Origin of the sequence: Limnospira platensis NIES-39 (assembly GCF_026000695.1) — a bacterium.
GTDB lineage: Bacteria > Cyanobacteriota > Cyanobacteriia > Cyanobacteriales > Microcoleaceae > Limnospira > Limnospira platensis.
The window spans coordinates 5,423,475-5,449,519 of record NZ_AP026945.1; the positions used below are offsets into that span (position 1 = coordinate 5,423,475).

The 26,045-nt window shown below is 48.5% G+C and carries 17 protein-coding genes and 2 pseudogenes; 12 read left to right on the forward strand and 7 right to left on the reverse strand.

Translation table 11 applies throughout. From position 1 onward, the window contains the following. Window positions 1-92 precede the first annotated feature (92 nt). From N39L_RS26495 to N39L_RS26515, 5 genes are all read left to right on the forward strand, one after another. Window positions 93-962: a hypothetical protein gene (locus tag N39L_RS26495; RefSeq protein WP_014276863.1), complete on the forward strand. Its 870-nt coding sequence runs from the start codon at window positions 93-95 to the stop codon at window positions 960-962. Between the two features lie 10,456 nt (window positions 963-11,418). Continuing rightward, window positions 11,419-11,541 carry a hypothetical protein gene (locus N39L_RS26500; RefSeq protein ID WP_286131292.1) on the forward strand — a complete coding sequence of 41 codons (123 nt, stop codon included), beginning with the start codon at window positions 11,419-11,421 and terminating at the stop codon, window positions 11,539-11,541. Window positions 11,542-11,579: 38 nt separating this feature from the next. Continuing rightward, a complete protein-coding gene (locus N39L_RS26505) occupies window positions 11,580-11,696 on the forward strand; it encodes a photosystem II reaction center protein I (protein ID WP_006616470.1) in 117 nt (38 codons plus the stop codon). 486 nt (window positions 11,697-12,182) lie between these two features. Further along, window positions 12,183-12,533 (forward strand): TetR/AcrR family transcriptional regulator C-terminal domain-containing protein, encoded by a 351-nt coding sequence (locus tag N39L_RS26510; protein WP_014276864.1) that lies wholly within the window; start codon window positions 12,183-12,185, stop codon window positions 12,531-12,533. 76 nt (window positions 12,534-12,609) lie between these two features. Further along, window positions 12,610-13,584, forward strand: coding sequence for a YheT family hydrolase (locus tag N39L_RS26515; protein ID WP_006616472.1), 975 nt, complete (start codon window positions 12,610-12,612; stop codon window positions 13,582-13,584). Window positions 13,585-13,651: 67 nt separating this feature from the next. On the opposite strand, the gene N39L_RS26520 is transcribed toward N39L_RS26515, so the two are convergent. The 3 genes and pseudogenes from N39L_RS26520 to N39L_RS26530 all read right to left on the reverse strand — a co-directional run. Next, a complete protein-coding gene (locus tag N39L_RS26520) occupies window positions 13,652-14,626 on the reverse strand; it encodes a WD40 repeat domain-containing protein (RefSeq protein WP_373869275.1) in 975 nt (324 codons plus the stop codon). A gap of 252 nt (window positions 14,627-14,878) precedes the next feature. Then, a pseudogene (locus N39L_RS26525) lies at window positions 14,879-15,349 on the reverse strand (protein kinase domain-containing protein); the annotation flags it as partial. Between the two features lie 273 nt (window positions 15,350-15,622). Continuing rightward, a pseudogene (locus N39L_RS26530) lies at window positions 15,623-15,694 on the reverse strand (4-Cys prefix domain-containing protein); the annotation flags it as partial. 107 nt (window positions 15,695-15,801) lie between these two features. Between N39L_RS26530 and msrP the strand changes: the two are divergent. Then, window positions 15,802-16,773 carry a protein-methionine-sulfoxide reductase catalytic subunit MsrP gene (msrP, locus tag N39L_RS26535; RefSeq protein WP_014276867.1) on the forward strand — a complete coding sequence of 324 codons (972 nt, stop codon included), beginning with the start codon at window positions 15,802-15,804 and terminating at the stop codon, window positions 16,771-16,773. A gap of 989 nt (window positions 16,774-17,762) precedes the next feature. Here the strand turns inward: msrP and N39L_RS26540 are convergent. After that, complete coding sequence (locus tag N39L_RS26540) at window positions 17,763-17,933, reverse strand: hypothetical protein (RefSeq protein ID WP_190593763.1); 171 nt, start codon at window positions 17,931-17,933, stop codon at window positions 17,763-17,765. Between the two features lie 206 nt (window positions 17,934-18,139). Beyond that, a complete protein-coding gene (locus tag N39L_RS26545; RefSeq protein ID WP_006619779.1) occupies window positions 18,140-19,540 on the reverse strand; it encodes an ankyrin repeat domain-containing protein in 1,401 nt (466 codons plus the stop codon). 232 nt (window positions 19,541-19,772) lie between these two features. Here N39L_RS26545 and N39L_RS26550 point away from each other — a divergent pair, with 232 nt between their 5' ends. Then, window positions 19,773-20,243, forward strand: coding sequence for a DUF4079 domain-containing protein (locus N39L_RS26550; RefSeq protein ID WP_006619778.1), 471 nt, complete (start codon window positions 19,773-19,775; stop codon window positions 20,241-20,243). A 90-nt stretch (window positions 20,244-20,333) separates the two neighbouring features. Here N39L_RS26550 and N39L_RS26555 read toward each other — a convergent pair whose 3' ends face one another. Continuing rightward, window positions 20,334-21,044 carry a DUF1997 domain-containing protein gene (locus N39L_RS26555; protein WP_006619777.1) on the reverse strand — a complete coding sequence of 237 codons (711 nt, stop codon included), beginning with the start codon at window positions 21,042-21,044 and terminating at the stop codon, window positions 20,334-20,336. Window positions 21,045-21,184: 140 nt separating this feature from the next. Between N39L_RS26555 and N39L_RS26560 the strand changes: the two genes are divergently transcribed. Then, window positions 21,185-21,847 carry an NAD(P)H-binding protein gene (locus N39L_RS26560; RefSeq protein ID WP_006619776.1) on the forward strand — a complete coding sequence of 221 codons (663 nt, stop codon included), beginning with the start codon at window positions 21,185-21,187 and terminating at the stop codon, window positions 21,845-21,847. Window positions 21,848-21,856: 9 nt separating this feature from the next. Continuing rightward, window positions 21,857-22,669, forward strand: coding sequence for a glycoside hydrolase family 24 protein (locus N39L_RS26565; RefSeq protein ID WP_014276868.1), 813 nt, complete (start codon window positions 21,857-21,859; stop codon window positions 22,667-22,669). 328 nt (window positions 22,670-22,997) lie between these two features. On the opposite strand, the gene N39L_RS26570 is transcribed toward N39L_RS26565, so the two are convergent. Next, window positions 22,998-23,120 (reverse strand): hypothetical protein, encoded by a 123-nt coding sequence (locus tag N39L_RS26570; RefSeq protein WP_286133218.1) that lies wholly within the window; start codon window positions 23,118-23,120, stop codon window positions 22,998-23,000. A 70-nt stretch (window positions 23,121-23,190) separates the two neighbouring features. On the opposite strand from N39L_RS26570, the gene N39L_RS26575 reads away from it, so the two are divergent. The 3 genes from N39L_RS26575 (at window position 23,191) to N39L_RS26585 (ending at window position 25,985) form a co-directional block, all read left to right on the forward strand. Further along, window positions 23,191-24,003, forward strand: a complete 813-nt coding sequence (locus N39L_RS26575; RefSeq protein ID WP_014276869.1) for a sulfotransferase domain-containing protein — start codon at window positions 23,191-23,193, stop codon at window positions 24,001-24,003. A gap of 61 nt (window positions 24,004-24,064) precedes the next feature. Then, the gene (locus tag N39L_RS26580) at window positions 24,065-24,883 is read left to right on the forward strand and encodes a hypothetical protein (RefSeq protein ID WP_014276870.1); all 819 of its coding nucleotides are present in this window, start codon (window positions 24,065-24,067) and stop codon (window positions 24,881-24,883) included. 37 nt (window positions 24,884-24,920) lie between these two features. Beyond that, on the forward strand, window positions 24,921-25,985 hold the full coding sequence (locus tag N39L_RS26585; RefSeq protein WP_014276871.1) for a polysaccharide pyruvyl transferase family protein: 1,065 nt from the start codon (window positions 24,921-24,923) through the stop codon (window positions 25,983-25,985). The last annotated feature ends 60 nt before the right edge of the window (window positions 25,986-26,045 follow it).

Here is a 26,045-nt window from a genome sequence, read left to right on the forward strand (position 1 = left end):
ACTCTTGCTTATTCCCTGTACCTTGCTGTACAATGGAAGGCACGAGCTATTAATAACCCCTACCACCATCTCTTAGTATAATTTGAGCCTATATGTCCTCAGCCTACTCTGGTCCCTATAAAAGCCGCCTGTTTAACTTCCTCGTGAACAACTATCAGCAATTTACTGATGCTTGCGATCGCACTTGGCGCAATATTCGCTACGCTACCAGCACGGCTACCCAGATTTTACTTTATCCCATTTATCTGATTCTCCAAAATACCCCCCTGATTAACCTGAAACTTCCCACCTCCAAAATCCCATCATTACCCTCTGAACAAACCACCGCCAACCACAACCCCCAACCGCAACCATCATCTCCCCCTACTATACTTTTAAGCATCGACAACACTATCGCCGAAATTGAACCCCAAATAAAACCGGCCGCCACGCAGCTTTTCCATAACTTCCACCTATGGATATTTTCCGTCCTCAATTATTTACTGAAAGAACCCACCCATAATCTCAAGCCCTCCCTATCGGTATCGGTGCCACTTCCAGATCCTTGGAAAACCTCACAACCACGTTTAACCAATTCTCAACCTCAATTTACATTAAACCAGACTTCCCTCAACACCCCCACCCCTCAACTTCCCCCAACTCAACCTATCCCTAATTTCCCCAAATTAGAATCACAAATACTCGAACAATTAAACCACTATCAACGATCACAACTACAACTAGCCACCAAAAACAACACCCCCCTCACAGAAGGCGGTAGCATAGCCTATTCCCAAAAACGACAAGTAGAAAATCAACCCAACTACTTAGAAACACCAGCAAAAGCGATCGGATATGTTAAACATCCCCTACAATCTCTAATTGAATGGTTGGATAGGGTTATAGCGATCGCTGAACAAATTATCATCAAAATAGTTAACTGGTTAAAATCATCCCCCACCTTTCAATTCTCCAAAAATTAGCCCCACCTCGCTCCTAATCACCCTTGACACCTACCCCAATATCTGCTAATGTTTTCAAATATCTTTGACATGGCTATACACTTGATTTTTTATTCAACACATCACCTCCCAACTCCCACCTGTCAACTCTCGGACCTGTTAACTCTCGGACTTCCCCCACCTGTCACCTGTCAACTTTCCAACTCTCCAACTCTCCAACTCTCCAACTTCCAACCTGTCAACTTCCCAACTCTCCAACTTCCTCACCTGTCAACTCCCCCACCTGTCACCTGTCAAGTCCCCCACCTGTCAACTTTCCAACTCTCCAACTGTCCAACTCCCCCACCTCCAACCTGTCAACTCTCCAACTTCCCCCACCTCCAACCTGTCAAGTCCCCCACCTGTCAACTTTCCAACTCTCCAACTTTCCAACTCCCCCACCTCCCACCTGTCAACTCTCCAACTTCCCCCACCTGTCACCTGTCAACTTCCCAACTTTCCAACTCTCGGACCTGTCAACTCTCGGACTTCCCACACCTCCCACCTGTCAACTCTCCAACTTTCCAACTCCCCCACCTGTCAACTCTCGGACCTGTCAACTTCCCAACTCCCCCACCTGTCACCTGTCAACTCTCCAACTCTCCAACTCCCACCTGTCAACTCTCGGACTTCCCCCACCTGTCACCTGTCACCTGTCACCCGTCAACTTCCTCACCTGTCAACTCCCCCACCTGTCACCTGTCAAGTCCCCCACCTGTCAACTTTCCAACTCTCCAACTTTCCAACTCCCCCACCTCCCACCTGTCAACTCTCCAACTTCCCCCACCTGTCACCTGTCAACTTCCCAACTTTCCAACTCTCGGACCTGTCAACTCTCGGACTTCCCACACCTGTCACCTGTCAACTCTCCAACTCTCCAACTTCCTCACCTGTCACCTGTCAACTTCCCAACTCTCCAACTCCCACCTGTCAACTCTCGGACTTCCCACACCTGTCACCTGTCAACTCTCCAACTCTCCAACTTCCTCACCTGTCACCTGTCAACTTCCCAACTTTCCAACTCTCGGACCTGTCAACTCTCCAACTTCCCCCACCTGTCACCTGTCAACTTCCCAACTCTCCAACTTTCCAACTCCCCCACCTCCCACCTGTCAACTCTCGGACTTCCAACCTGTCAACTCTCGGACTTCCCCCACCTGTCACCTGTCAACTTTCCAACTTTCCAACTCCCACCTGTCAACTCTCGGACTTCCCCCACCTGTCACCTCCCACCTGTCAACTCTCGGACTTCCCCCACCTGTCACCTGTCAACTCTCGGACTTTCCAACTCCCCCACCTGTCAACTCTCGGACCTGTCAACTTCCCAACTCCCCCACCTGTCACCTGTCAACTCTCCAACTCTCCAACTCCCACCTGTCAACTCTCGGACCTGTCAACTTCCCAACTTCCTCACCTGTCACCTGTCAACTTTCCAACTTTCCAACTCCCCCACCTGTCAACTCTCGGACTTCCCCCACCTGTCACCTGTCACCTGTCACCCGTCAACTCCCCCACCTGTCAACTCCCCCACCTGTCACCTGTCAAGTCCCCCACCTGTCAACTTTCCAACTCTCCAACTTTCCAACTCCCCCACCTCCCACCTGTCAACTCTCCAACTTCCCCCACCTGTCACCTGTCAACTTTCCAACTTTCCAACTCCCCCACCTGTCAACTCTCGGACTTCCCCCACCTGTCACCTGTCAACTCTCCAACTCTCCAACTTCCTCACCTGTCAACTCCCCCACCTGTCACCTGTCAAGTCCCCCACCTGTCAACTTTCCAACTCTCCAACTTTCCAACTCCCCCACCTCCCACCTGTCAACTCTCCAACTTCCCCCACCTGTCACCTGTCAACTTCCCAACTTTCCAACTCTCGGACCTGTCAACTCTCGGACTTCCCACACCTCCCACCTGTCAACTCTCCAACTCTCCAACTTCCTCACCTGTCACCTGTCAACTTCCCAACTCTCCAACTCCCACCTGTCAACTCTCGGACTTCCCCCACCTGTCACCTCCCACCTGTCAACTCTCGGACTTCCCCCACCTGTCACCTGTCAACTCTCGGACTTTCCAACTCCCCCACCTGTCAACTCTCGGACCTGTCAACTTCCCAACTCCCCCACCTGTCACCTGTCAACTCTCCAACTCTCCAACTCCCACCTGTCAACTCTCGGACTTCCCCCACCTGTCACCTGTCACCTGTCACCCGTCAACTTCCTCACCTGTCAACTCCCCCACCTGTCACCTGTCAAGTCCCCCACCTGTCAACTTTCCAACTCTCCAACTTTCCAACTCCCCCACCTCCCACCTGTCAACTCTCCAACTTCCCCCACCTGTCACCTGTCAACTTTCCAACTTTCCAACTCCCACCTGTCAACTCTCGGACTTCCCCCACCTGTCACCTCCCACCTGTCAACTCTCGGACTTCCCCCACCTGTCACCTGTCAACTCTCGGACTTTCCAACTCCCCCACCTGTCAACTCTCGGACCTGTCAACTTCCCAACTCCCCCACCTGTCACCTGTCAACTCTCCAACTCTCCAACTCCCACCTGTCAACTCTCGGACCTGTCAACTTCCCAACTTCCTCACCTGTCACCTGTCAACTTTCCAACTTTCCAACTCCCCCACCTGTCAACTCTCGGACTTCCCCCACCTGTCACCTGTCACCTGTCACCCGTCAACTCCCCCACCTGTCAACTCCCCCACCTGTCACCTGTCAAGTCCCCCACCTGTCAACTTTCCAACTCTCCAACTTTCCAACTCCCCCACCTCCCACCTGTCAACTCTCCAACTTCCCCCACCTGTCACCTGTCAACTTCCCAACTTTCCAACTCTCGGACCTGTCAACTCTCGGACTTCCCCCACCTGTCACCTGTCAACTTTCCAACTCTCCAACTTTCCAACTCCCCCACCTCCCACCTGTCAACTCTCGGACTTCCAACCTGTCAACTCTCGGACTTCCCCCACCTGTCACCTGTCAACTTTCCAACTTTCCAACTCCCCCACCTGTCAACTCTCGGACCTGTCAACTTCCCAACTTCCTCACCTGTCACCTGTCAACTTTCCAACTTTCCAACTCCCCCACCTGTCAACTCTCGGACTTCCCCCACCTGTCACCTGTCAACTCTCCAACTCTCCAACTTCCTCACCTGTCAACTCCCCCACCTGTCACCTGTCAAGTCCCCCACCTGTCAACTTTCCAACTCTCCAACTTTCCAACTCCCCCACCTCCCACCTGTCAACTCTCCAACTTCCCCCACCTGTCACCTGTCAACTTCCCAACTTTCCAACTCTCGGACCTGTCAACTCTCGGACTTCCCACACCTCCCACCTGTCAACTCTCCAACTCTCCAACTTCCTCACCTGTCACCTGTCAACTTCCCAACTCTCCAACTCCCACCTGTCAACTCTCGGACTTCCCCCACCTGTCACCTCCCACCTGTCAACTCTCGGACTTCCCCCACCTGTCACCTGTCAACTCTCGGACTTTCCAACTCCCCCACCTGTCAACTCTCGGACCTGTCAACTTCCCAACTCCCCCACCTGTCACCTGTCAACTCTCCAACTCTCCAACTCCCACCTGTCAACTCTCGGACTTCCCCCACCTGTCACCTGTCACCTGTCACCCGTCAACTTCCTCACCTGTCAACTCCCCCACCTGTCACCTGTCAAGTCCCCCACCTGTCAACTTTCCAACTCTCCAACTTTCCAACTCCCCCACCTCCCACCTGTCAACTCTCCAACTTCCCCCACCTGTCACCTGTCAACTTTCCAACTTTCCAACTCCCACCTGTCAACTCTCGGACTTCCCCCACCTGTCACCTCCCACCTGTCAACTCTCGGACTTCCCCCACCTGTCACCTGTCAACTCTCGGACTTTCCAACTCCCCCACCTGTCAACTCTCGGACCTGTCAACTTCCCAACTCCCCCACCTGTCACCTGTCAACTCTCCAACTCTCCAACTCCCACCTGTCAACTCTCGGACCTGTCAACTTCCCAACTTCCTCACCTGTCACCTGTCAACTTTCCAACTTTCCAACTCCCCCACCTGTCAACTCTCGGACTTCCCCCACCTGTCACCTGTCACCTGTCACCCGTCAACTCCCCCACCTGTCAACTCCCCCACCTGTCACCTGTCAAGTCCCCCACCTGTCAACTTTCCAACTCTCCAACTTTCCAACTCCCCCACCTCCCACCTGTCAACTCTCCAACTTCCCCCACCTGTCACCTGTCAACTTCCCAACTTTCCAACTCTCGGACCTGTCAACTCTCGGACTTCCCCCACCTGTCACCTGTCAACTTTCCAACTCTCCAACTTTCCAACTCCCCCACCTCCCACCTGTCAACTCTCGGACTTCCAACCTGTCAACTCTCGGACTTCCCCCACCTGTCACCTGTCAACTTTCCAACTTTCCAACTCCCCCACCTGTCAACTCTCGGACCTGTCAACTTCCCAACTTCCTCACCTGTCACCTGTCAACTTTCCAACTTTCCAACTCCCCCACCTGTCAACTCTCGGACTTCCCCCACCTGTCACCTGTCAACTCTCCAACTCTCCAACTTCCTCACCTGTCAACTCCCCCACCTGTCACCTGTCAAGTCCCCCACCTGTCAACTTTCCAACTCTCCAACTTTCCAACTCCCCCACCTCCCACCTGTCAACTCTCCAACTTCCCCCACCTGTCACCTGTCAACTTCCCAACTTTCCAACTCTCGGACCTGTCAACTCTCGGACTTCCCACACCTCCCACCTGTCAACTCTCCAACTCTCCAACTTCCTCACCTGTCACCTGTCAACTTCCCAACTCTCCAACTCCCACCTGTCAACTCTCGGACTTCCCCCACCTGTCACCTCCCACCTGTCAACTCTCGGACTTCCCCCACCTGTCACCTGTCAACTCTCGGACTTTCCAACTCCCCCACCTGTCAACTCTCGGACCTGTCAACTTCCCAACTCCCCCACCTGTCACCTGTCAACTCTCCAACTCTCCAACTCCCACCTGTCAACTCTCGGACTTCCCCCACCTGTCACCTGTCACCTGTCACCCGTCAACTTCCTCACCTGTCAACTCCCCCACCTGTCACCTGTCAAGTCCCCCACCTGTCAACTTTCCAACTCTCCAACTTTCCAACTCCCCCACCTCCCACCTGTCAACTCTCCAACTTCCCCCACCTGTCACCTGTCAACTTCCCAACTTTCCAACTCTCGGACCTGTCAACTCTCGGACTTCCCCCACCTGTCACCTGTCAACTTTCCAACTCTCCAACTTTCCAACTCCCCCACCTCCCACCTGTCAACTCTCGGACTTCCAACCTGTCAACTCTCGGACTTCCCCCACCTGTCACCTGTCAACTTTCCAACTTTCCAACTCCCCCACCTGTCAACTCTCGGACTTCCCCCACCTGTCACCTGTCAACTCTCCAACTCTCCAACTCCCCCACCTGTCAACTCTCGGACTTCCCCCACCTGTCACCTGTCAACTCTCCAACTCTCCAACTTCCTCACCTGTCAACTCTCGGACTTCCCCCACCTGTCACCTGTCAACTCTCCAACTCTCCAACTTCCTCACCTGTCAACTCCCCCACCTGTCACCTGTCAAGTCCCCCACCTGTCAACTTTCCAACTCTCCAACTTTCCAACTCCCCCACCTCCCACCTGTCAACTCTCCAACTTCCCCCACCTGTCACCTGTCAACTTCCCAACTTTCCAACTCTCGGACCTGTCAACTCTCGGACTTCCCACACCTCCCACCTGTCAACTCTCCAACTCTCCAACTTCCTCACCTGTCACCTGTCAACTTCCCAACTCTCCAACTCCCACCTGTCAACTCTCGGACTTCCCCCACCTGTCACCTCCCACCTGTCAACTCTCGGACTTCCCCCACCTGTCACCTGTCAACTCTCGGACTTTCCAACTCCCCCACCTGTCAACTCTCGGACCTGTCAACTTCCCAACTCCCCCACCTGTCACCTGTCAACTCTCCAACTCTCCAACTCCCACCTGTCAACTCTCGGACTTCCCCCACCTGTCACCTGTCACCTGTCACCCGTCAACTTCCTCACCTGTCAACTCCCCCACCTGTCACCTGTCAAGTCCCCCACCTGTCAACTTTCCAACTCTCCAACTTTCCAACTCCCCCACCTCCCACCTGTCAACTCTCCAACTTCCCCCACCTGTCACCTGTCAACTTCCCAACTTTCCAACTCTCGGACCTGTCAACTCTCGGACTTCCCCCACCTGTCACCTGTCAACTTTCCAACTCTCCAACTTTCCAACTCCCCCACCTCCCACCTGTCAACTCTCGGACTTCCAACCTGTCAACTCTCGGACTTCCCCCACCTGTCACCTGTCAACTTTCCAACTTTCCAACTCCCCCACCTGTCAACTCTCGGACTTCCCCCACCTGTCACCTGTCAACTCTCCAACTCTCCAACTTCCTCACCTGTCAACTCTCGGACTTCCCCCACCTGTCACCTGTCAACTCTCCAACTCTCCAACTTCCTCACCTGTCAACTCCCCCACCTGTCACCTGTCAAGTCCCCCACCTGTCAACTTTCCAACTCTCCAACTTTCCAACTCCCCCACCTCCCACCTGTCAACTCTCCAACTTCCCCCACCTGTCACCTGTCAACTTCCCAACTTTCCAACTCTCGGACCTGTCAACTCTCGGACTTCCCCCACCTGTCACCTGTCAACTTTCCAACTCTCCAACTTTCCAACTCCCCCACCTCCCACCTGTCAACTCTCGGACTTCCAACCTGTCAACTCTCGGACTTCCCCCACCTGTCACCTGTCAACTTTCCAACTTTCCAACTCCCCCACCTGTCAACTCTCGGACCTGTCAACTTCCCAACTTCCTCACCTGTCACCTGTCAACTTTCCAACTTTCCAACTCCCCCACCTGTCAACTCTCGGACTTCCCCCACCTGTCACCTGTCAACTCTCCAACTCTCCAACTTCCTCACCTGTCAACTCCCCCACCTGTCACCTGTCAAGTCCCCCACCTGTCAACTTTCCAACTCTCCAACTTTCCAACTCCCCCACCTCCCACCTGTCAACTCTCCAACTTCCCCCACCTGTCACCTGTCAACTTCCCAACTTTCCAACTCTCGGACCTGTCAACTCTCGGACTTCCCCCACCTGTCACCTGTCAACTTTCCAACTCTCCAACTTTCCAACTCCCCCACCTCCCACCTGTCAACTCTCGGACTTCCAACCTGTCAACTCTCGGACTTCCCCCACCTGTCACCTGTCAACTTTCCAACTTTCCAACTCCCCCACCTGTCAACTCTCGGACTTCCCCCACCTGTCACCTGTCAACTCTCCAACTCTCCAACTTCCTCACCTGTCAACTCTCGGACTTCCCCCACCTGTCACCTGTCAACTCTCCAACTCTCCAACTTCCTCACCTGTCAACTCCCCCACCTGTCACCTGTCAAGTCCCCCACCTGTCAACTTTCCAACTCTCCAACTTTCCAACTCCCCCACCTCCCACCTGTCAACTCTCCAACTTCCCCCACCTGTCACCTGTCAACTTCCCAACTTTCCAACTCTCGGACCTGTCAACTCTCGGACTTCCCACACCTCCCACCTGTCAACTCTCCAACTTTCCAACTCCCCCACCTGTCAACTCTCGGACCTGTCAACTTCCCAACTCCCCCACCTGTCACCTGTCAACTCTCCAACTCTCCAACTCCCACCTGTCAACTCTCGGACTTCCCCCACCTGTCACCTGTCACCTGTCACCCGTCAACTCCCCCACCTGTCAACTCCCCCACCTGTCACCTGTCAAGTCCCCCACCTGTCAACTTTCCAACTCTCCAACTTTCCAACTCCCCCACCTCCCACCTGTCAACTCTCCAACTTCCCCCACCTGTCACCTGTCAACTTCCCAACTTTCCAACTCTCGGACCTGTCAACTCTCGGACTTCCCACACCTGTCACCTGTCAACTCTCCAACTCTCCAACTTCCTCACCTGTCACCTGTCAACTTCCCAACTCTCCAACTCCCACCTGTCAACTCTCGGACTTCCCACACCTGTCACCTGTCAACTCTCCAACTCTCCAACTTCCCCCACCTGTCACCTGTCAACTTCCCAACTTTCCAACTCTCGGACCTGTCAACTCTCGGACTTCCCCCACCTGTCACCTGTCAACTTTCCAACTCCCCCACCTCCCACCTGTCAACTCTCGGACTTCCAACCTGTCAACTCTCGGACTTCCCCCACCTGTCACCTGTCAACTTTCCAACTTTCCAACTCCCACCTGTCAACTCTCGGACTTCCCCCACCTGTCACCTGTCAACTCTCCAACTCTCCAACTTCCTCACCTGTCAACTCCCCCACCTGTCACCTGTCAACTCTCGGACTTTCCAACTCCCCCACCTGTCAACTCTCGGACCTGTCAACTTCCCAACTCCCCCACCTGTCACCTGTCAACTCTCCAACTCTCCAACTCCCACCTGTCAACTCTCGGACTTCCCCCACCTGTCACCTGTCACCTGTCACCCGTCAACTCCCCCACCTGTCAACTCCCCCACCTGTCACCTGTCAAGTCCCCCACCTGTCAACTTTCCAACTCTCCAACTTTCCAACTCCCCCACCTCCCACCTGTCAACTCTCCAACTTCCCCCACCTGTCACCTGTCAACTTCCCAACTTTCCAACTCTCGGACCTGTCAACTCTCGGACTTCCCCCACCTGTCACCTGTCAACTTTCCAACTCTCCAACTTTCCAACTCCCCCACCTCCCACCTGTCAACTCTCGGACTTCCAACCTGTCAACTCTCGGACTTCCCCCACCTGTCACCTGTCAACTTTCCAACTTTCCAACTCCCCCACCTGTCAACTCTCGGACCTGTCAACTTCCCAACTCCCCCACCTGTCACCTGTCAACTCTCCAACTCTCCAACTCCCACCTGTCAACTCTCGGACTTCCCCCACCTGTCACCTGTCACCTGTCACCCGTCAACTCCCCCACCTGTCAACTCCCCCACCTGTCACCTGTCAAGTCCCCCACCTGTCAACTTTCCAACTCTCCAACTTTCCAACTCCCCCACCTCCCACCTGTCAACTCTCCAACTTCCCCCACCTGTCACCTGTCAACTTCCCAACTTTCCAACTCTCGGACCTGTCAACTCTCGGACTTCCCACACCTGTCACCTGTCAACTCTCCAACTCTCCAACTTCCTCACCTGTCACCTGTCAACTTCCCAACTCTCCAACTCCCACCTGTCAACTCTCGGACTTCCCACACCTGTCACCTGTCAACTCTCCAACTCTCCAACTTCCTCACCTGTCACCTGTCAACTCTCGGACTTTCCAACTCCCCCACCTGTCAACTCTCGGACCTGTCAACTTCCCAACTCCCCCACCTGTCACCTGTCAACTCTCCAACTCTCCAACTCCCACCTGTCAACTCTCGGACTTCCCCCACCTGTCACCTGTCACCTGTCACCCGTCAACTCCCCCACCTGTCAACTCCCCCACCTGTCACCTGTCAAGTCCCCCACCTGTCAACTTTCCAACTCTCCAACTTTCCAACTCCCCCACCTCCCACCTGTCAACTCTCCAACTTCCCACACCTGTCACCTGTCAACTCTCCAACTCTCCAACTTCCTCACCTGTCACCTGTCAACTCTCCAACTCTCCAACTCCCACCTGTCAACTCTCGGACTTCCCACACCTGTCACCTGTCAACTCTCCAACTCTCCAACTTCCTCACCTGTCACCTGTCAACTTTCCAACTTTCCAACTCCCCCACCTGTCAACTCTCGGACCTGTCAACTTCCCAACTTCCTCACCTGTCACCTGTCAACTTTCCAACTTTCCAACTCCCCCACCTGTCAACTCTCGGACTTCCCCCACCTGTCACCTGTCAACTCTCCAACTCTCCAACTCCCACCTGTCAACTCTCGGACTTCCCCCACCTGTCACCTGTCACCTGTCACCTGTCAACTCCCCCACCTGTCAACTCCCCCACCTCCCACCTGTCAACTCTCCAACTTCCCCCACCTGTCACCTGTCAACTTCCCAACTTTCCAACTCTCGGACCTGTCAACTCTCGGACTTCCCACACCTGTCACCTGTCAACTCTCCAACTCTCCAACTTCCTCACCTGTCACCTGTCAACTTCCCAACTCTCCAACTCCCACCTGTCAACTCTCGGACTTCCCCCACCTGTCACCTCCCACCTGTCAACTCTCGGACTTCCCCCACCTGTCACCTGTCAACTCTCGGACTTCCCCCGACCTTCCACCTGTCAACTCCACCATCTCCCCTTGACACCTACCGCCGCATCTGCTAAAATAGATTTTTTTACATTGCTATACGCTTGATTTTTTATTCAACCCTCCCCCCAGAAAGCGATCGCCACCTCTCCCCAGCTCCCCTTGACATCCACCGCCACATCTGCTACTATTTAACGATGGAGCAAATATGGCTATACACTTGATTATTTATTCAACACTGGTTCAGAAAGCGATCGCCCCAGAAAGCCATAAAATCCTTAAACCAAAGCCCAAATTAAGATATGATGGGAAAACAGTGCAAATTGCATAACCCAATCAAAAACAGATTCCCCAGGGAGTAATAAAACAATGGTAACTCTGAAAATCATCGTTAACATCGTTGTCCTCTTCTTCGTAGGCTTATTTATCTTTGGATTCTTATCCAATGACCCCTCACGAAACCCCAAACGTCGGGACTTAGAGTAATCCGGCGGAATTCCCAAGCCAAAACCTGATCTAGGGGGGTAAATGGGGTGATCAGTTATCATGTATAACCAATAACTCCATTTACCCTAGTATCACCGATTTAGGATAAGTTTGACTAGACATAATATGTGGTTAATTGTTATCTAAAAAACTGCCTATAATTACCCTATATATTGGAATTTTTCCCTAACTAAACTACCAATATAAATAGCTAAAATTCGCTAGGATTAACTCCTTTTAATTGGCTAGGGAGAAGTTAATAACCATGCGATCACACCTACTCCGATATATGATTTAAAAGGCAGATTCTATCAAGGTATAAGCTCATATATCAGATCGATAGATTCGCCAAAGCAGCCGGGGTGTCCAAACAAACCCTATATAGTCATTTTTCCGACAAAGATGGGTTGTTTACCGCCCTAGTCAAAAGGATAGCCTCAGAAAAACTCCGAGAGGTCGCCACCCCTATCAGGGAAACCAGAGTTAGTGTTACGAGACTTAGCCACGCGAATACTAATGGAAAATATAAGCGATCGCGAATATCTTGGCTTGATCCGGTTAATCGTCTCCGAGTCAGGAAAACGCCCAGACCTAGCCCAAGTATTTTTAACAGCCCTAGTCAAGCCCGCCATAGAAACCCTGACAGAGTATTTAAAAACCTGCCAAGAATTGACCATCACCGACCCCGAAGCCACAGCCCGAATCTTCGTAGGTTCCCCAATTCATTATATGGTAGTCCAAGAGATTTTGCAAGGCAAAGATTCCCTACCCATGACAGCCGATCGCCTAATCGATAATTTAGTAGAATTAATTATCCATCAAAAAGCCCTACCATAAATAATCATCATTAAATCCAATCATGTCGCCATCCCCCAGTTATCGCCCCCCATTTTTCCTCAAAAACGGGTTAATAATGACCCTTTATACAGCATTGCAAATTAGCAAAACTTGGCAAAATCACACCCACGAATCACCACCCCCTTATCAACAAAAAATATTCACCGGGGCGGGAGGTGTCCCCATCTTTGGTATTTATGCAATTCCCCCCAATCCTAAAGGCACAATAATTGCCACTTATGGCATTGTAGGAGACTTAGAAAATCAGTGGTTTTTAAAAATACTAGGTCGCCAAGCCTTCGCCCGTGGTTATGCTGTAGTATTATTCGACTGGCGCGCCCATGGAAAAACCGGGAAACTCTCACCCACCCTGCAATCTGACGGCTTATATGAAGGAGAAGACTTTGTAGAAATTGCTAACCAGTCACTCGCCCTAGGTTGTCCAGCCCCCCTAAGGTTATTAGGTTTTTCCTTGGGGGGTCAATTAGCCTTATGGGGGTTAAAAGCCGCCCAAAGTTCCAGTAATTTAGACATAGCTGGTGCCGCCGTAATGTGTCCTAGTTTAGACTCCAATAGATCCCTAACCTATTTAGAAAATCATCCCGTCGGGAAGTATTTAGAAAAAGCCATTACCCGCCAACTGCAAATACTCGCCCATCAACTCAATCAAAATCACCCCAATATTTTCAATCCCGAAGCCATAGCTAGAGTTAACTCAATTCGCAGTTTTGATCACGAATTAGTCATTGAAAAACTAGGATTTGCCACAGTAGAAGACTATTTTACTGCCAGTAGTGGCTTACAAATTTTACCCCAATTACACAAACCAACCCTAATTTTATATGCCCAAGATGATCCCCTATTTGACCCAAGCATTATCCCTGATTTAAAAGCGATCGCTAAACAGAATAAAGCGATCGACCTATGGCTAACCCCATCAGGAGGGCACGTCTGCCATATTAGCAGTAAATCCTGTCAAAAACAATGGGGCGATCGTGACCCTTGGTGGGCATGGAATCGCATTTTAAACTGGTTTGATACCCATGTTTAATGATTATAAACCCATAGCCGCCTCGCGTCAGAACCCCCAAATAACAATCATTAGCTGACCTACCTCGTCACCAACCCATGGGCCACACCTTAATACTATTATCAAAACTGCCACTAACTAAAGTTGTCTCAACCGGGTTAAAAACCACATTCACCCAGTGTTGATGACCTTTCATGGTCCCCGTTAAGCCCCCTGGCTCGATTGGCCATAACTTAATAGTACCATCAAAATCCCCACTAGCCAGAGTTTGACCATCAGGACTAAAAGACAGAGATTGAATTTTATCACCATGGCCCGTCAAAGTTTGCAGAGGGAGACTCGTAAAATATTCCAACTCCAGGCGATTTAAATCCCATAGGCGGACAGTACGATCCCAACTTCCCGTAGCCAGAGTTTGACCATCAGGACTAACAGCCAAAGACCAGATAGCTTGAGGATGAGCCGCTAAACTCCGCCGCAATTGACCAGTTTCCCGATCCCATAATTCCAGCAAACCATTACTGCTACCACTGATTAACATTTCACCATTAGCACTAAAAACGATCGCCTGTATCTGTTCCCCGTAACCCCGTAAAGTTCTTTCCTCAAAGCCGGTGTCAACATTCCACAAGCGAATCGACCCATCACCTCCCGCACTAGCCAAACTAGCACCATCAGGACTAAAAGCCAAAGCATGAACCCAACTCCGATGACCAGGTAACACCCGCACCAGACGACTATTCCACAAGTCCCAAATCCGAATAGTGCCATCACCCCCAGCACTCGCCAAAAATCGACCTTCAGGAGCGATCGCTATTGTACCAACCGGTTGGTTATGACCAGATAAAGTATTAACTACAGTCCCCGTATCAATATCCACCAAGTTAATCGAGCCATCAGTCTGACCACTAGCTACCAATTGACCATCGGGAGTAATAGCAAGCGACCAAATAGGCCCATCACCCGATCGCAAAGTCCGCACCCCAGAAGATTGTCTGTTCTGATAACCGCGACGATAATTATTAGGTCTGTTTCTGTTATAGTTAGGGCGAACCTCCGGCATCCTTCTCACCGGAATTTCAGGGCGACTCGGGGTTTCGGGAACTCGAGTCGGCAATCGCGAAGCCAAAATCAGAGACAGTATTGTCAGCGCAATTCCACCCCAGGCTGTCAGAATCCACTGTTGGTCAGAACTTTCTGCAAACGCCCCAGCCGTTGGTCCCCGTTTTAAAGCAGCGATCGCCTCCGATGCCGACTGATAACGGCGGGCAGGATTTCGCTCTACCAACTTATCTAAAATCCTTCCCAAGCGACGGCTAACAGGGCGTTTAATGTAGTCTCGCCACACCCAAGTATTTGATTTAACATCAAACAACTCAAAAGGCGAAACATCCGTCATTAAGTGCAGACAAGTCACCCCCAAACTGTAAAGATCATTTCTCCCATCAAAATGTCCTTGAGTTTGTTCCGGGGCCACATATTCCGCCGCCCCCATCATCCGTTCACCAGGGTATTGTTCAACCTCCACCAGAGGAATAGCCGACCCAAAATCCACCAGAGACAAACGATTACCCCCAGAACCATCATATTGAGGGGAACGAACAATATTTTCCGGCTTAATATCCCCATGCACAATACCATTGTCATGGACAACCTCTAGCACCGGAAGAACAGACGTAAGTAGCTCCCAAATCTGGATTTCTCCAAATACTCCATCACTAGCCAATTCGTCCGCCAAATTGCGCCCGCGAATATACTCATGAACAAAATACTTAGAGCCATTCTCTTCAAAACTCGCCCAAAGTTCTGGAATCAAAGCATTGTGACCAATTCTCTCCAACTCCCGCGCTCTGCACCTCAAATCCACTTCTATAGGCTTATAGCAATCAATTTCACCGGTTCGAGAATCAATATTTTCCGGTGAACCTATAAATTGCTTAATCGTACACTGAGGCTTAGACGGCTTATCTTCATCCACAGCCAAAAAAGTCCGACTGTTAGCACTTTCTCCTAAAATTCTCACCATCCGATAGCGGTCTTTCAGGTGCAAACTAGCTCCACAACTCTTACAAGTCTTTTGACCAGGAGAATTCTGCGGGTGCTGACACTGGGGATTCATGCAGTAACTCATAACCAGGCATTGTTTCGGTGTATTCTAATTATATGATATGCTTTTCACGCCTGGGTAGCCACAGAGCGTAACATAAAAACCATTGTAATCAAACGCAAAACCCTAATATGTCGCTAATTCGCATATCTCCCGACTGGCAACTACCCGAAAAACTGATTACCTCAGAATCAGCCTTTGTCAACCGCCGTAAATTTATCAAACAAGTAGTCGGCGCCGGACTGGCCGCCTCTATTTTACCCCTACAGGGATGCGATCGCACCTCTGCCAGCTTCCATACTACCCAAACTCCCTATCCCAACCTACCCCAAAACCCTAACTTTACCAACCTCCCATCAGCCACTACCCCCGAAGACCTTGCTACCCGTTATAACAACTACTACGAATTTGGCGGGTCTAAATCTATTTGGGAAGCCGCCCAAAACCTCCCTACCGATAACTGGCGAGTAGAAGTCTCAGGACTCGTCAAAAATCCCCGCACCTACGATATCGACGATTTACACAAAAAATTCCCCCTCCAAGAAAGAATCTATCGATTTCGCTGTGTCGAAGCCTGGGCGATGGTAGTTCCCTGGGTCGGTTTTCCCATGCGTCTACTCATGGCCGACGTTGAACCCACCAGCGCCGCCAAATTTGTCCGCTTCACTTCCTTTTATGACCCCAAAATCACCAAAGGTCCTGGTTTCTGGGCTACTAATTATCCCTGGCCCTATACCGAAGCATTAACCATTCAGGAAATGGCTAATGAATTGGCATTTTTGGCCACCGGAATTTATGGTAAAACTCTCCCCAAACAAAATGGCGCACCTTTACGCATGGTTCTACCTTGGAAATACGGCTTTAAAGGCGCTAAATCTATTGTAAAAATCGAATTTTTAGACCACCAACCTCCCACATTTTGGAATACCTTAGTCCCTAACGAATATGGCTTTGTCGCTAATGTTAACCCTAACAAACCTCATCCCCGTTGGTCTCAAGCTACCGAACGCATTGTTGGTAATGGTCCGAGTTTCTCCTGGGACACTCAACCCACATTAATTTATAACGGCTATGGAGAATATGTAGCCCATTTGTACACCTGAAAAGTTCACCAGCCAGCTAACCCACACTCTCTTTAGCAGACTAAGTGCCTTGCGCCCCTACCTTATTTTAGTCACGACACCTACCCCACCGAATGCGTAGCTAGTTCCCCCCCTCTGTCCTCAGCAGTTAAACAAGTCGTGAAGATCCTTAACTAGCGTCCTTCTCATCTAACCTGTATCGAGACTCATTCCCCAATTTCCCTTGCTTCACCCCCGAGAGCGTCAATTGCTCAACCTCCTGGGAAATAATCATGATATTCCCATTTATGTTAAGTTTTGTAACAAATTTTAATTAATGTTAAAAATTAGCCCGATTCGAGGCAGGGGACTTGACTTTTGCCTGGGCTTCATGGTATATTTTAAATAATCGATATATATGCTTTTTTTCGTAGATGAATATATTTCCATTATTTAAGTTATGGTCGAAAGGGAATTCACCTTCCCCAACTCCAATACAAAACCGTGCTTGATACTTTCACATCACACGGCTCCTGATGTGGATACCCCTTTTGACATCGGGAACAGGATAACAACTTCCGGCTTTGTGACTTCAACTTTTAGAGCTCAATACAACATCGTAGTCTTTAAACTCGCTATCGTCGTAAACACTCCTAATTGTCGCCATCTCTATATCCACACCGTGACTAGTGGGCATATCCTAACCATTACAGTTAGGCATTGGCTTTCAGTCACATCCTTTCCCCTTAAAGGTATGCGCTTACACTTTCACTACTGTGCAGGTACATCCTACCACTCGAGAGCCTAAAAGGGGTTGAAACGTTCCGTTTATACGGGCATTCCATCTTTAGATTTGTCCTATCCACCGGGGTACTTTTAAAGGTCTGTGTAGGTGTTGCATAGAGAACCCTACTTTTCCCCTTGCTCTTTTGAACGTAGCGTGTCAACCTATTTCGCTACCTTAATAATTACGATGGTTCAAGCCGGAACATTCAGATTTCCTTAGTCATGGATGGTTGGCAGTGGTCGGATTATTGGGAATAGGTTTCCCTCACGCCTTCCGTTCCCCGCTTCAATCTGATGGGTTGTGATTCCCAAAACTGGGTGTGGCTATCGCCGTTACTCTCAACGCCCTGATTTCTCAGTTGGTTTATGACCTTGAGTTCCCTGCCTTGCTTAGATTTCTCCAAGCGTCGGGACATATAAACAGTTATGGGATGGTTAGGGGTGCAAATCCCTTATATTCTACCCAGGGGTGGAAGTCCCACTAGGAGGTTATTTCAGGCATTGCAGCCTTATTTAACTCCTAAACGTCTCGCACCTATACATCTATAATAGCATTCCTCGCCGTCCCTGTCAACCTCTATTCTTTCCGCGCGAGGGTTGGTTAATTGAATAAAAAATCAAGTTATTCTTGAGCGCCAGCGGCTCTCAAAAGCTTAACAATTTCGTGATGTCGGTTAAATTCGGCTAACATTAAAGCTGTAAAACCCCCACGATGTTTAAGATTAATATTTGCACCGCGTTCAATGAGCAATTGAACTGCGAACTGATGACCACGATGAGCGGCCCACATCAAAGCTGTAGCTCCCTTTTCGTCCTGAAGATTCAGGTCAATTGGGGTAAGAAGTAGCCGTTCAATAATCGCCACATTTCCCACTTCAGCGGCGGTCATCAAGGGAGTTTTACCGCCTTCTGTAGTCAGATGAATATCGGCACCACTATTAAGCAGGATTTGTACAGCGTTTAAATCTCCCTGGCGAATAGCCAAAGAAAGAGGAGTTTCGCCACTGATTTTAGCATTAAGAAGAGCATCACGGCGATCGCGAGAAATACGAGGGACTAACAGAGTCATAATGTCACTATGTCCCTGGATAGCTGCTAACATCAGGGGGATATCGCCAAAGCGATTAACCGCATGAACATCAGCACCCCAACCCAACAGAAGTTTCACCATATCCTGGTGTCCTTCTAGGACTGCCAAATGTAGGGCAGTTTCACCATCGCGATCGCCAGTATAAATATCAGCCCCAGCTTTAAGCAAGGCACTAGCGATAGATAATTGACCCATAGCCGCCGCCCCCATGAGAGCCGTGCTACCATCGATATTGCGGGCATTAACATTAGCCCCAGCTCGGATGAGTAATTCTACCATTTGCCAGTCTCCCCTATCAGTAGCCACCATAAGGGGAGTTTCCCCAGACTCATTACAGACATTGACATTTAAACCCATGTCTAACCAGGTGGGGAGTCTTTCAGGGCGACCAGAGGCAACCACCTGAAATAATATGCCAGAATCAGGTAATGGATCTAAGACAGCCCCAGCTTGCCGGAGGTCTTCAGCAATTTCGAGATGGTTTTGTGATAGGGCTAATTTCCAGGCCGTATCACCGGCGCTGTCGATCGCATTAACATCAGCTCCTTCATTCAATAGCAATTTTACCATAGAGCGATCGCCCCGATGGGTAGCAGCCATCAGAGCCGTGCTACCGTCCTCATTTTGAGCATTGACATTAGCGCCACTTTGTAGTAGCAAACGAGCGCAATCAAGTTGACCATGAGCCGCCGCCACCATCAGAGCCGTGATACCATAGCGACGACTAGCATAATTAACATCTGCGGATCGTTGCACCAACACCTGCAAAATCTCCAAGTATCCTGCCTGTGCTGCCAAAATTAACACCGTAACACCATCACGATCTTTAGCATTAGCATTTCCCCCCTTAGCCAGGAGAGCGCGGGTGTTAATTACATTACCCCTCTTAACCGCTCTAACTAAGGTACTGTCCCGCTGTGTTGTTGAACCCATGAAATGTTTTTCTCATCCCACTCGTTGGTTGGAGGACAGAACTACGATGACTCCATAATAGAGAACCCCGCAGTTGCCAATTGCATCTTCGCAGGATCTATCAAAAACAGTCAATCTTTTTAGCCCATAACATAAGTAAATTCCCACAGTGGCAAGATATCACAAACACAACTGATCAGTAATATGCTAAGTTTTATGAAGATTTCATCATTTTACCGATTCGGAGAACACTATGGATCTGCCAATTCCAGATACTATCAAACCCTACCTGAATTTTATTCACCCAGCGATTATGTGGGTGTTGTTAGCCCTAACAATTTACGCAATGTACTTAGGGGTGCAAATTCGGCGCACCAGGTCATCCGAGGGGGAACAGAAAAAAGAACTGATCAAGGGAAAATTCAATAGCAAACATTATCAAGTCGGCTCGCTAATCCTGGCTTTGATGGTGCTAGGCTCTATTGGTGGAATGAGTGTCACCTATATCAACAATCATAAATTATTTGTTGGCCCTCATCTCCTAGTAGGATTAGGGATGACTGGAATGGTGGCGGTTTCAGCTTCTCTGAGTCCCCTGATGCAAAAGGGGGTTAATTGGGCCCGATATACTCATATCGGCTTGAACACAGTATTGTTAGGACTGTTTTTGTGGCAAGCCCTAACAGGGGTAGAAATCCTGCAACGGATTATCAGCAATATGTAGTTATATCTATAAATCGTAGACCAAGCTACCGGGGTGGGGGGTTGCTACCAAGGCATCAGCAATTATCCCCCTACCGCACCCTACAGATAACTAGCGGTTTTTGCGTTTCTTGGGAAATGATAAGTTTTGGGTAGTGTGAAAGTCTAGTTGGGTTTTGTAACTAAGGCGACGAGAAACCTGTTTGACTATCTTCTTGAGAAGGCTATCTCCGGTTTTCTGAATTAGCGCCCGCGACATATCCAAAATGAACTTGGGGAACTTCACCCCCACAGCTAGATCTAAATGCCATTTAGCCCCAGTCACGATCGCCGGACAATCTTCCGGTTCCACTTGGTATTTCTCGCAGACCTCCTCAACCGAAAGTTGCACCAGTTTCATAGTCGATTGAAAATCAACCTCATAACCAGGGGGAACATAATCAGGAATTGGTGTGGTGCGGATACGATAGATTCCAGCTTCATCTGGGGGAACTAATTCTAAACCGACTCTAGCTTCTACTTGATAGCCAAAAGCACCGAAACGTCCAATAATCAGAGAATAGGAGTTTTCGCCAATGGGTTCAGTTTTCATCGGTTGCGCGCATCGACAGAACCAACCTCGATGATGTCCCAGATATTCGGCCACAGTCTCCAAGTCTGCAAACATCTCCATGCAGTCGTCGTAGTCGGTGTGAAACCACATTTGTTCTGGTTGTTCTGTGGAGTCTTGGGGTTCAAGGTCGGAAGGCTGCATATCACGGGGGTTATTTAGGTCTTGCTCAGATGCTGCTACTGGCTGAGATCTAACGAAATTTTGTGGCATGATGGGTTCTCCTCGAATATGCCTTATGCTTCTATGTACTAGAATGCCTTGTAGCTCGGTAAAACCGCTACAATAAATCTACCATTATTTTTTTAGGAAAAATGGCTGGCATTTCACTGGGTTGAGCATAGGTGTAACAGATGAAGGCATTTGTAGCAGGTGCGACAGGTCAAACAGGTCGCCGAATTGTCCAGGCTCTTTGTCAACGGCAAATCCCTGTCCGCGCTATGGTTAGAGATTTGGAGAAGGCTAAGGGTATGTTTCCGGCCGATCAAGTCGAGATTGTGGTTGGGGATGTATTGGACCCCAAAACTTTGGTAGATTGTATCGGTGATAGTACCGTGGTTTTGTGTGCAACGGGTGCGACTCCCAGTTTCGACTTCACAGGTCCCTATCGGGTGGACTACGAGGGGACTAAGAATTTGGTCAATGTTTCTAAGGATAAGGGGATTGAGCATTTGGTACTGGTCTCGTCTTTGTGTGTGTCCCAGTTTTTTCACCCTCTCAATCTGTTCTGGTTGATTTTGCTGTGGAAGAAACAAGCTGAGGAGTATCTACAAAATAGCGGGTTGACTTATACTATTGTTAGGCCTGGGGGTTTGAAAAATGAGGAGACTGATTATCCTATTGTGATGGCTGGCCCAGATACTTTGTTTGATGGCAGTATTCCCCGGACTCAGGTGGCTGAAGTTTCTGTCGAGGCTTTATTTGTGCCAGAGGCTCGTAATAAAATTGTGGAAGTTGTCAGTAAGCCGGGGGAGCCACAAAACTCCCTCCCCCAGTTGTTCGCTAGTGTGCTTTAAGAGTTGATTATGCACGAATCAAGACCCCCTAGAAGACGCGATCGCCGTGTGGTGCGATCGAAAACTATAGCTGGCGACGATTGGACTCCTGAAATGATGCCATCACCATTGGCGGGGATGCCATATCGACGGACTCGGCGCAGAGGAGGGTTATTGAAACCTCTGTTACTGAGTTTTTTGCTACTCTGGGGGGTCGGTTGGCTATGGGGTGAGGTTGTTACCCGATTTGGTGAAAGTCGGGTGGCGATCGACTACAATCCTAGTCATGAATGGCCGGCTTTGGTCATGCGCGGAGGTGATCCCTACATTCGATCGCTCATGCGGACAATTTCAGCCAGTGAATCTAATTATCCGCGACCCTATCATGTCATCTACGGTGGCAAGTATGTCTCAGATTTGAGTCGCCACCCCGATCGCTGTGTTACCATTGTTGCCGGACCAAATAAAGGTAAATGCACCACGGCAGCCGGACGTTACCAGTTTTTATCATCTACCTGGGAACAGATGGCCGATCGCTACCATCCCAAACCTGCTAGATTTTGGTATTGGCATCCCTATAGTTTTGAGGCGGAATATCAAGACATAGTAGTTTATCGTTGGTTATTGGATCAGGATTTTTGGGGTGTCGATATTTCCCAAATGTTACAAGAGGGACGACTCAATGAAGTTTTGAAGTTGCTCTCAGGAACTTGGACCAGTTTAGGATATGGCATTGAGGATAATATGATGACCAGTTCCCTCCCCAGGGTTTATGAACAAGTCCTACAAGAGGAACTCTATCTCAATGGAGTAAAAGCACATCCATTTCATCCCCAGAGTTAGATCCATTCGCTTTCATCCCCGCATCCCTACCCTTTAAGTGGGTGTCGGGACGAAAGCCAGGGGTTTGCGAGTCCCCCTCAGAGTTATTATCAGAAGAAGTATTGAGCGACTGTGTGGCAACGGAGAGGGTAGATAATCCTCCACCATCAACCCAGTGCTGCTAGTTTATTATTTAGAAATTCTTACCAAAATGCTTTACATTGTACCCAACTATTGATAAACTCAAAATGGCGGGACTATGAGCAAGCATAGCTGTTTTTTAGTGGACGTGAAGTAAATCGCCTGTATATCTTGGTTTTACCAAGGCGATTTTTGGGTGTCAATTGTGCTATTTATACTTTCCTGTTATGGTGCGATCGAGAGATACCTCCACGTCTGATTTTTGAGATTGTGCAATACTCAGAAACTTCCGGCTACCAGATTTTTCCTGGTTAAATGTATTTAAACACATCAATATGATGTTTGATAAATCATCTGATCTGGTCTGGTTGTAGTGAAATTAGCAAGGTTTACTAAATCTCATGAAAACCAAAATTCTGGCTCTCAAAAAGCGAATTCAAGCCATTATTGACCCTCATAAAAGCAACGAAGAAAGAGAGCGTGATGCGGCTGAATACTTAATCATATCACAACCGAATAGTGGCAGAACTTGGCTGCGGGTCATGATTGGAAATGTCTTCCAATCGTTATCAGGCTTGAAGAATATAGACCCAGAAAATATTTCCTATTTTGCCGAATTAAGTCCTAAAATTCCTTATGTAAAAGCCGTCCACGAGCGATTTAAGAATCCAGAGGATTACCGAGACAAGAACATAATTTTATTAGTTCGAGATCCGAGAGATGCTGTGATATCTAACTATTTTCTCAAAACTAAGAGAGATAAAAGTCCTAAATGGATTCCTAAGAGTTTATCAGAATTCATTCGCGAAGGGTATTATCTGGACGACTTCATCGCTTTATGTAATGCCTGGAAGGGATATCATGATCTACCTAAATCATTTTTGCTATTACGATATGAGGATATCCGTCAAGATACTCAGAGAGAGTTGACAAAAGTCATGAAATTCTTGGATGTACAAGTTAGTGACAGCTTAATTCAAGAAGCAGTAAAACGGGCATCATTTGAGCAAATGAGAGAGAAAGAAACTCAGAGTAAGTTGCCAAACGAAACCAATCCAAACATCGATCAAGAATCCTTAAAAGTCAGAGAAGCAAAAGTGGGAGGGTATCAAGATAAAATATCACCAGAGGACATCGATTTTATCGAGAAAAAACTGGATCAGGAGTTAGACCCCAGTTATGGTTATAATTACTTTACAAAACAACACAAATGAGAACTACCTTCAACTCTAATCTATGGTAAGATGGGATATATAGCCATAGTAGGGACAAATCATGATTAACCGTGATAAAGATTTTTGTTTTTGTACCTTGGCTCTGGGTGAAAAGTACCGACGGTTAGTGAAACAACTGGCTCAGGATATCCAACAGTATTCTCCAGGAACTTCATTAGTCGTTTATACAGACTTACCGGAAGATTTAAGGGATCAAAACAATATTTTAGCGTTTCCTCATCAGTCTCAGGGTGTCCTCTACTGTTTCCACGATCGCCGTTTCGTAATTGAAAAGGCTTTATCATTATTTCGGGTTGCTATTCATATTGATGCCGATACAACAATTATTGAAGAAGTTCCGGAAATAGATTGGCAGCCTGGAATTACATCTGGCGAAGGTAAATTCCAAAATATTATCGGCCATCTTGATGCGAAAGAGAAATATCTGGGAGAAAAAATACCGAAAGAACGAGAAGCTTTTCAAAAAATAGCCTCCAAACTAGGGATTTCCTTAGAGAATACCTTTTGGATTCAAGAAGCTCTGTATATTGTGGCGAGGGATGAAGGCAGAGAAAAAGAGTTTATTAAACAGTGGGGTAGAATTGGCAGATATTTGGAATTGAGACAAATTCATCGAGGAGATGGAAATGCGATCGGTTTAGCGGCTGCTCAGGTGGGATGGACTGTTAATACCCACGGTTTTCAAGATTTAATTAAAGTGAGGAGACATCTGGATGCTTCTAAAGACCCAACGGAAAAACTGCCTAATTCCAAACTGAAAACCATGGGAGACGAACTTAAATTTAAACTGAAGTACCACTCTAGGTTAAACTGGGCTCGCATTAAAGCCTTGAAAGATTGGGAATTTTATTATGGTTAGAATCTCCCAACTTGTATTTACTAATCAGGAAAAATAAATGGATATTTCCAAACCAGAAATGATGAAGGAAGAGCTGCATAAGGCTTTGGGAAACTTAGGAAATTTTGAAAACTGTGCATTGCTTAACTACCCTAATTATGGGAATATAGGAGACCACTTAATTTGGTTAGGAGCAATTTTGTATCTAACTGACGTGGTTGGCTGTACCATCAACCATGTCGCAGTTCAGAAGTTATCAAAAGATCAGATTGAGCAAAAGCTCGATCAACAATCTCCTCTAATCTTTACGGGTGGAGGGAATTTAAACGATATTTATAAACATATAAATTTTTATGAAGAGATTATTTCGGAGTATGGCGATCGCCCAATAATTATCCTATCCCAAAGCATTTATTTTACGGATAAGGAACGTTTAAATAAGGTCGCCAATCTATTTAACTCCCACCCCAATCTGACCATATTTGCGCGAGAAAATTACAGTTACGATATCGCCCTTGAATATTTCCATAGCTGTCGAGTTTTCAAAGCTCCCGATCTGGCTTTTCAACTGGTTAATATGCCAGGTTTGGCAAACAAAAATCATCGTTCTAATTCGATCCTTTACCATTGTCGAACCGGGAAAGAGTTAAACAAAGACTCAGCGCCAAAAACCCTGAATTTGCCCAATGTGGTGACACAGGATTGGGCATCCTACGAGTATCAAGGGACTCCGAGTGCTTTATCGATCAAAGGCTTAACCACTCTCATTCGACAAGGTAGATTAAAGGAATGGTTTTCTCGGCAACAGTGGAAGTTATTCCATCCCTATGTTGCTAAATTTCGGCAAATGGATAACCCCTCTTGGCATCTTAACTCCTGGAAATTTATGCATGATGGAGTTTATCAGTTTAAACCCCACGGTTTAGTTATTACCAACCGTCTCCACGGTCACATCCTTTGCCTTTTATTAGAAATTCCCCACGTTTTTTTGGCAAATTCTTACTACAAAAACAAATCTTTCTACGAAACTTGGACTCATCAAATTCCCTTGTGTAAATTTGTTGAAGACGCTTCGGATGTCGAAGATGCTGCCAGAGAAATCTTGAAAAAATATCCGATTTAACTGAGAATATATAGATGAATCAACCCAAGTTTCAGAAGGAAATTGCATTGACAATTAGTT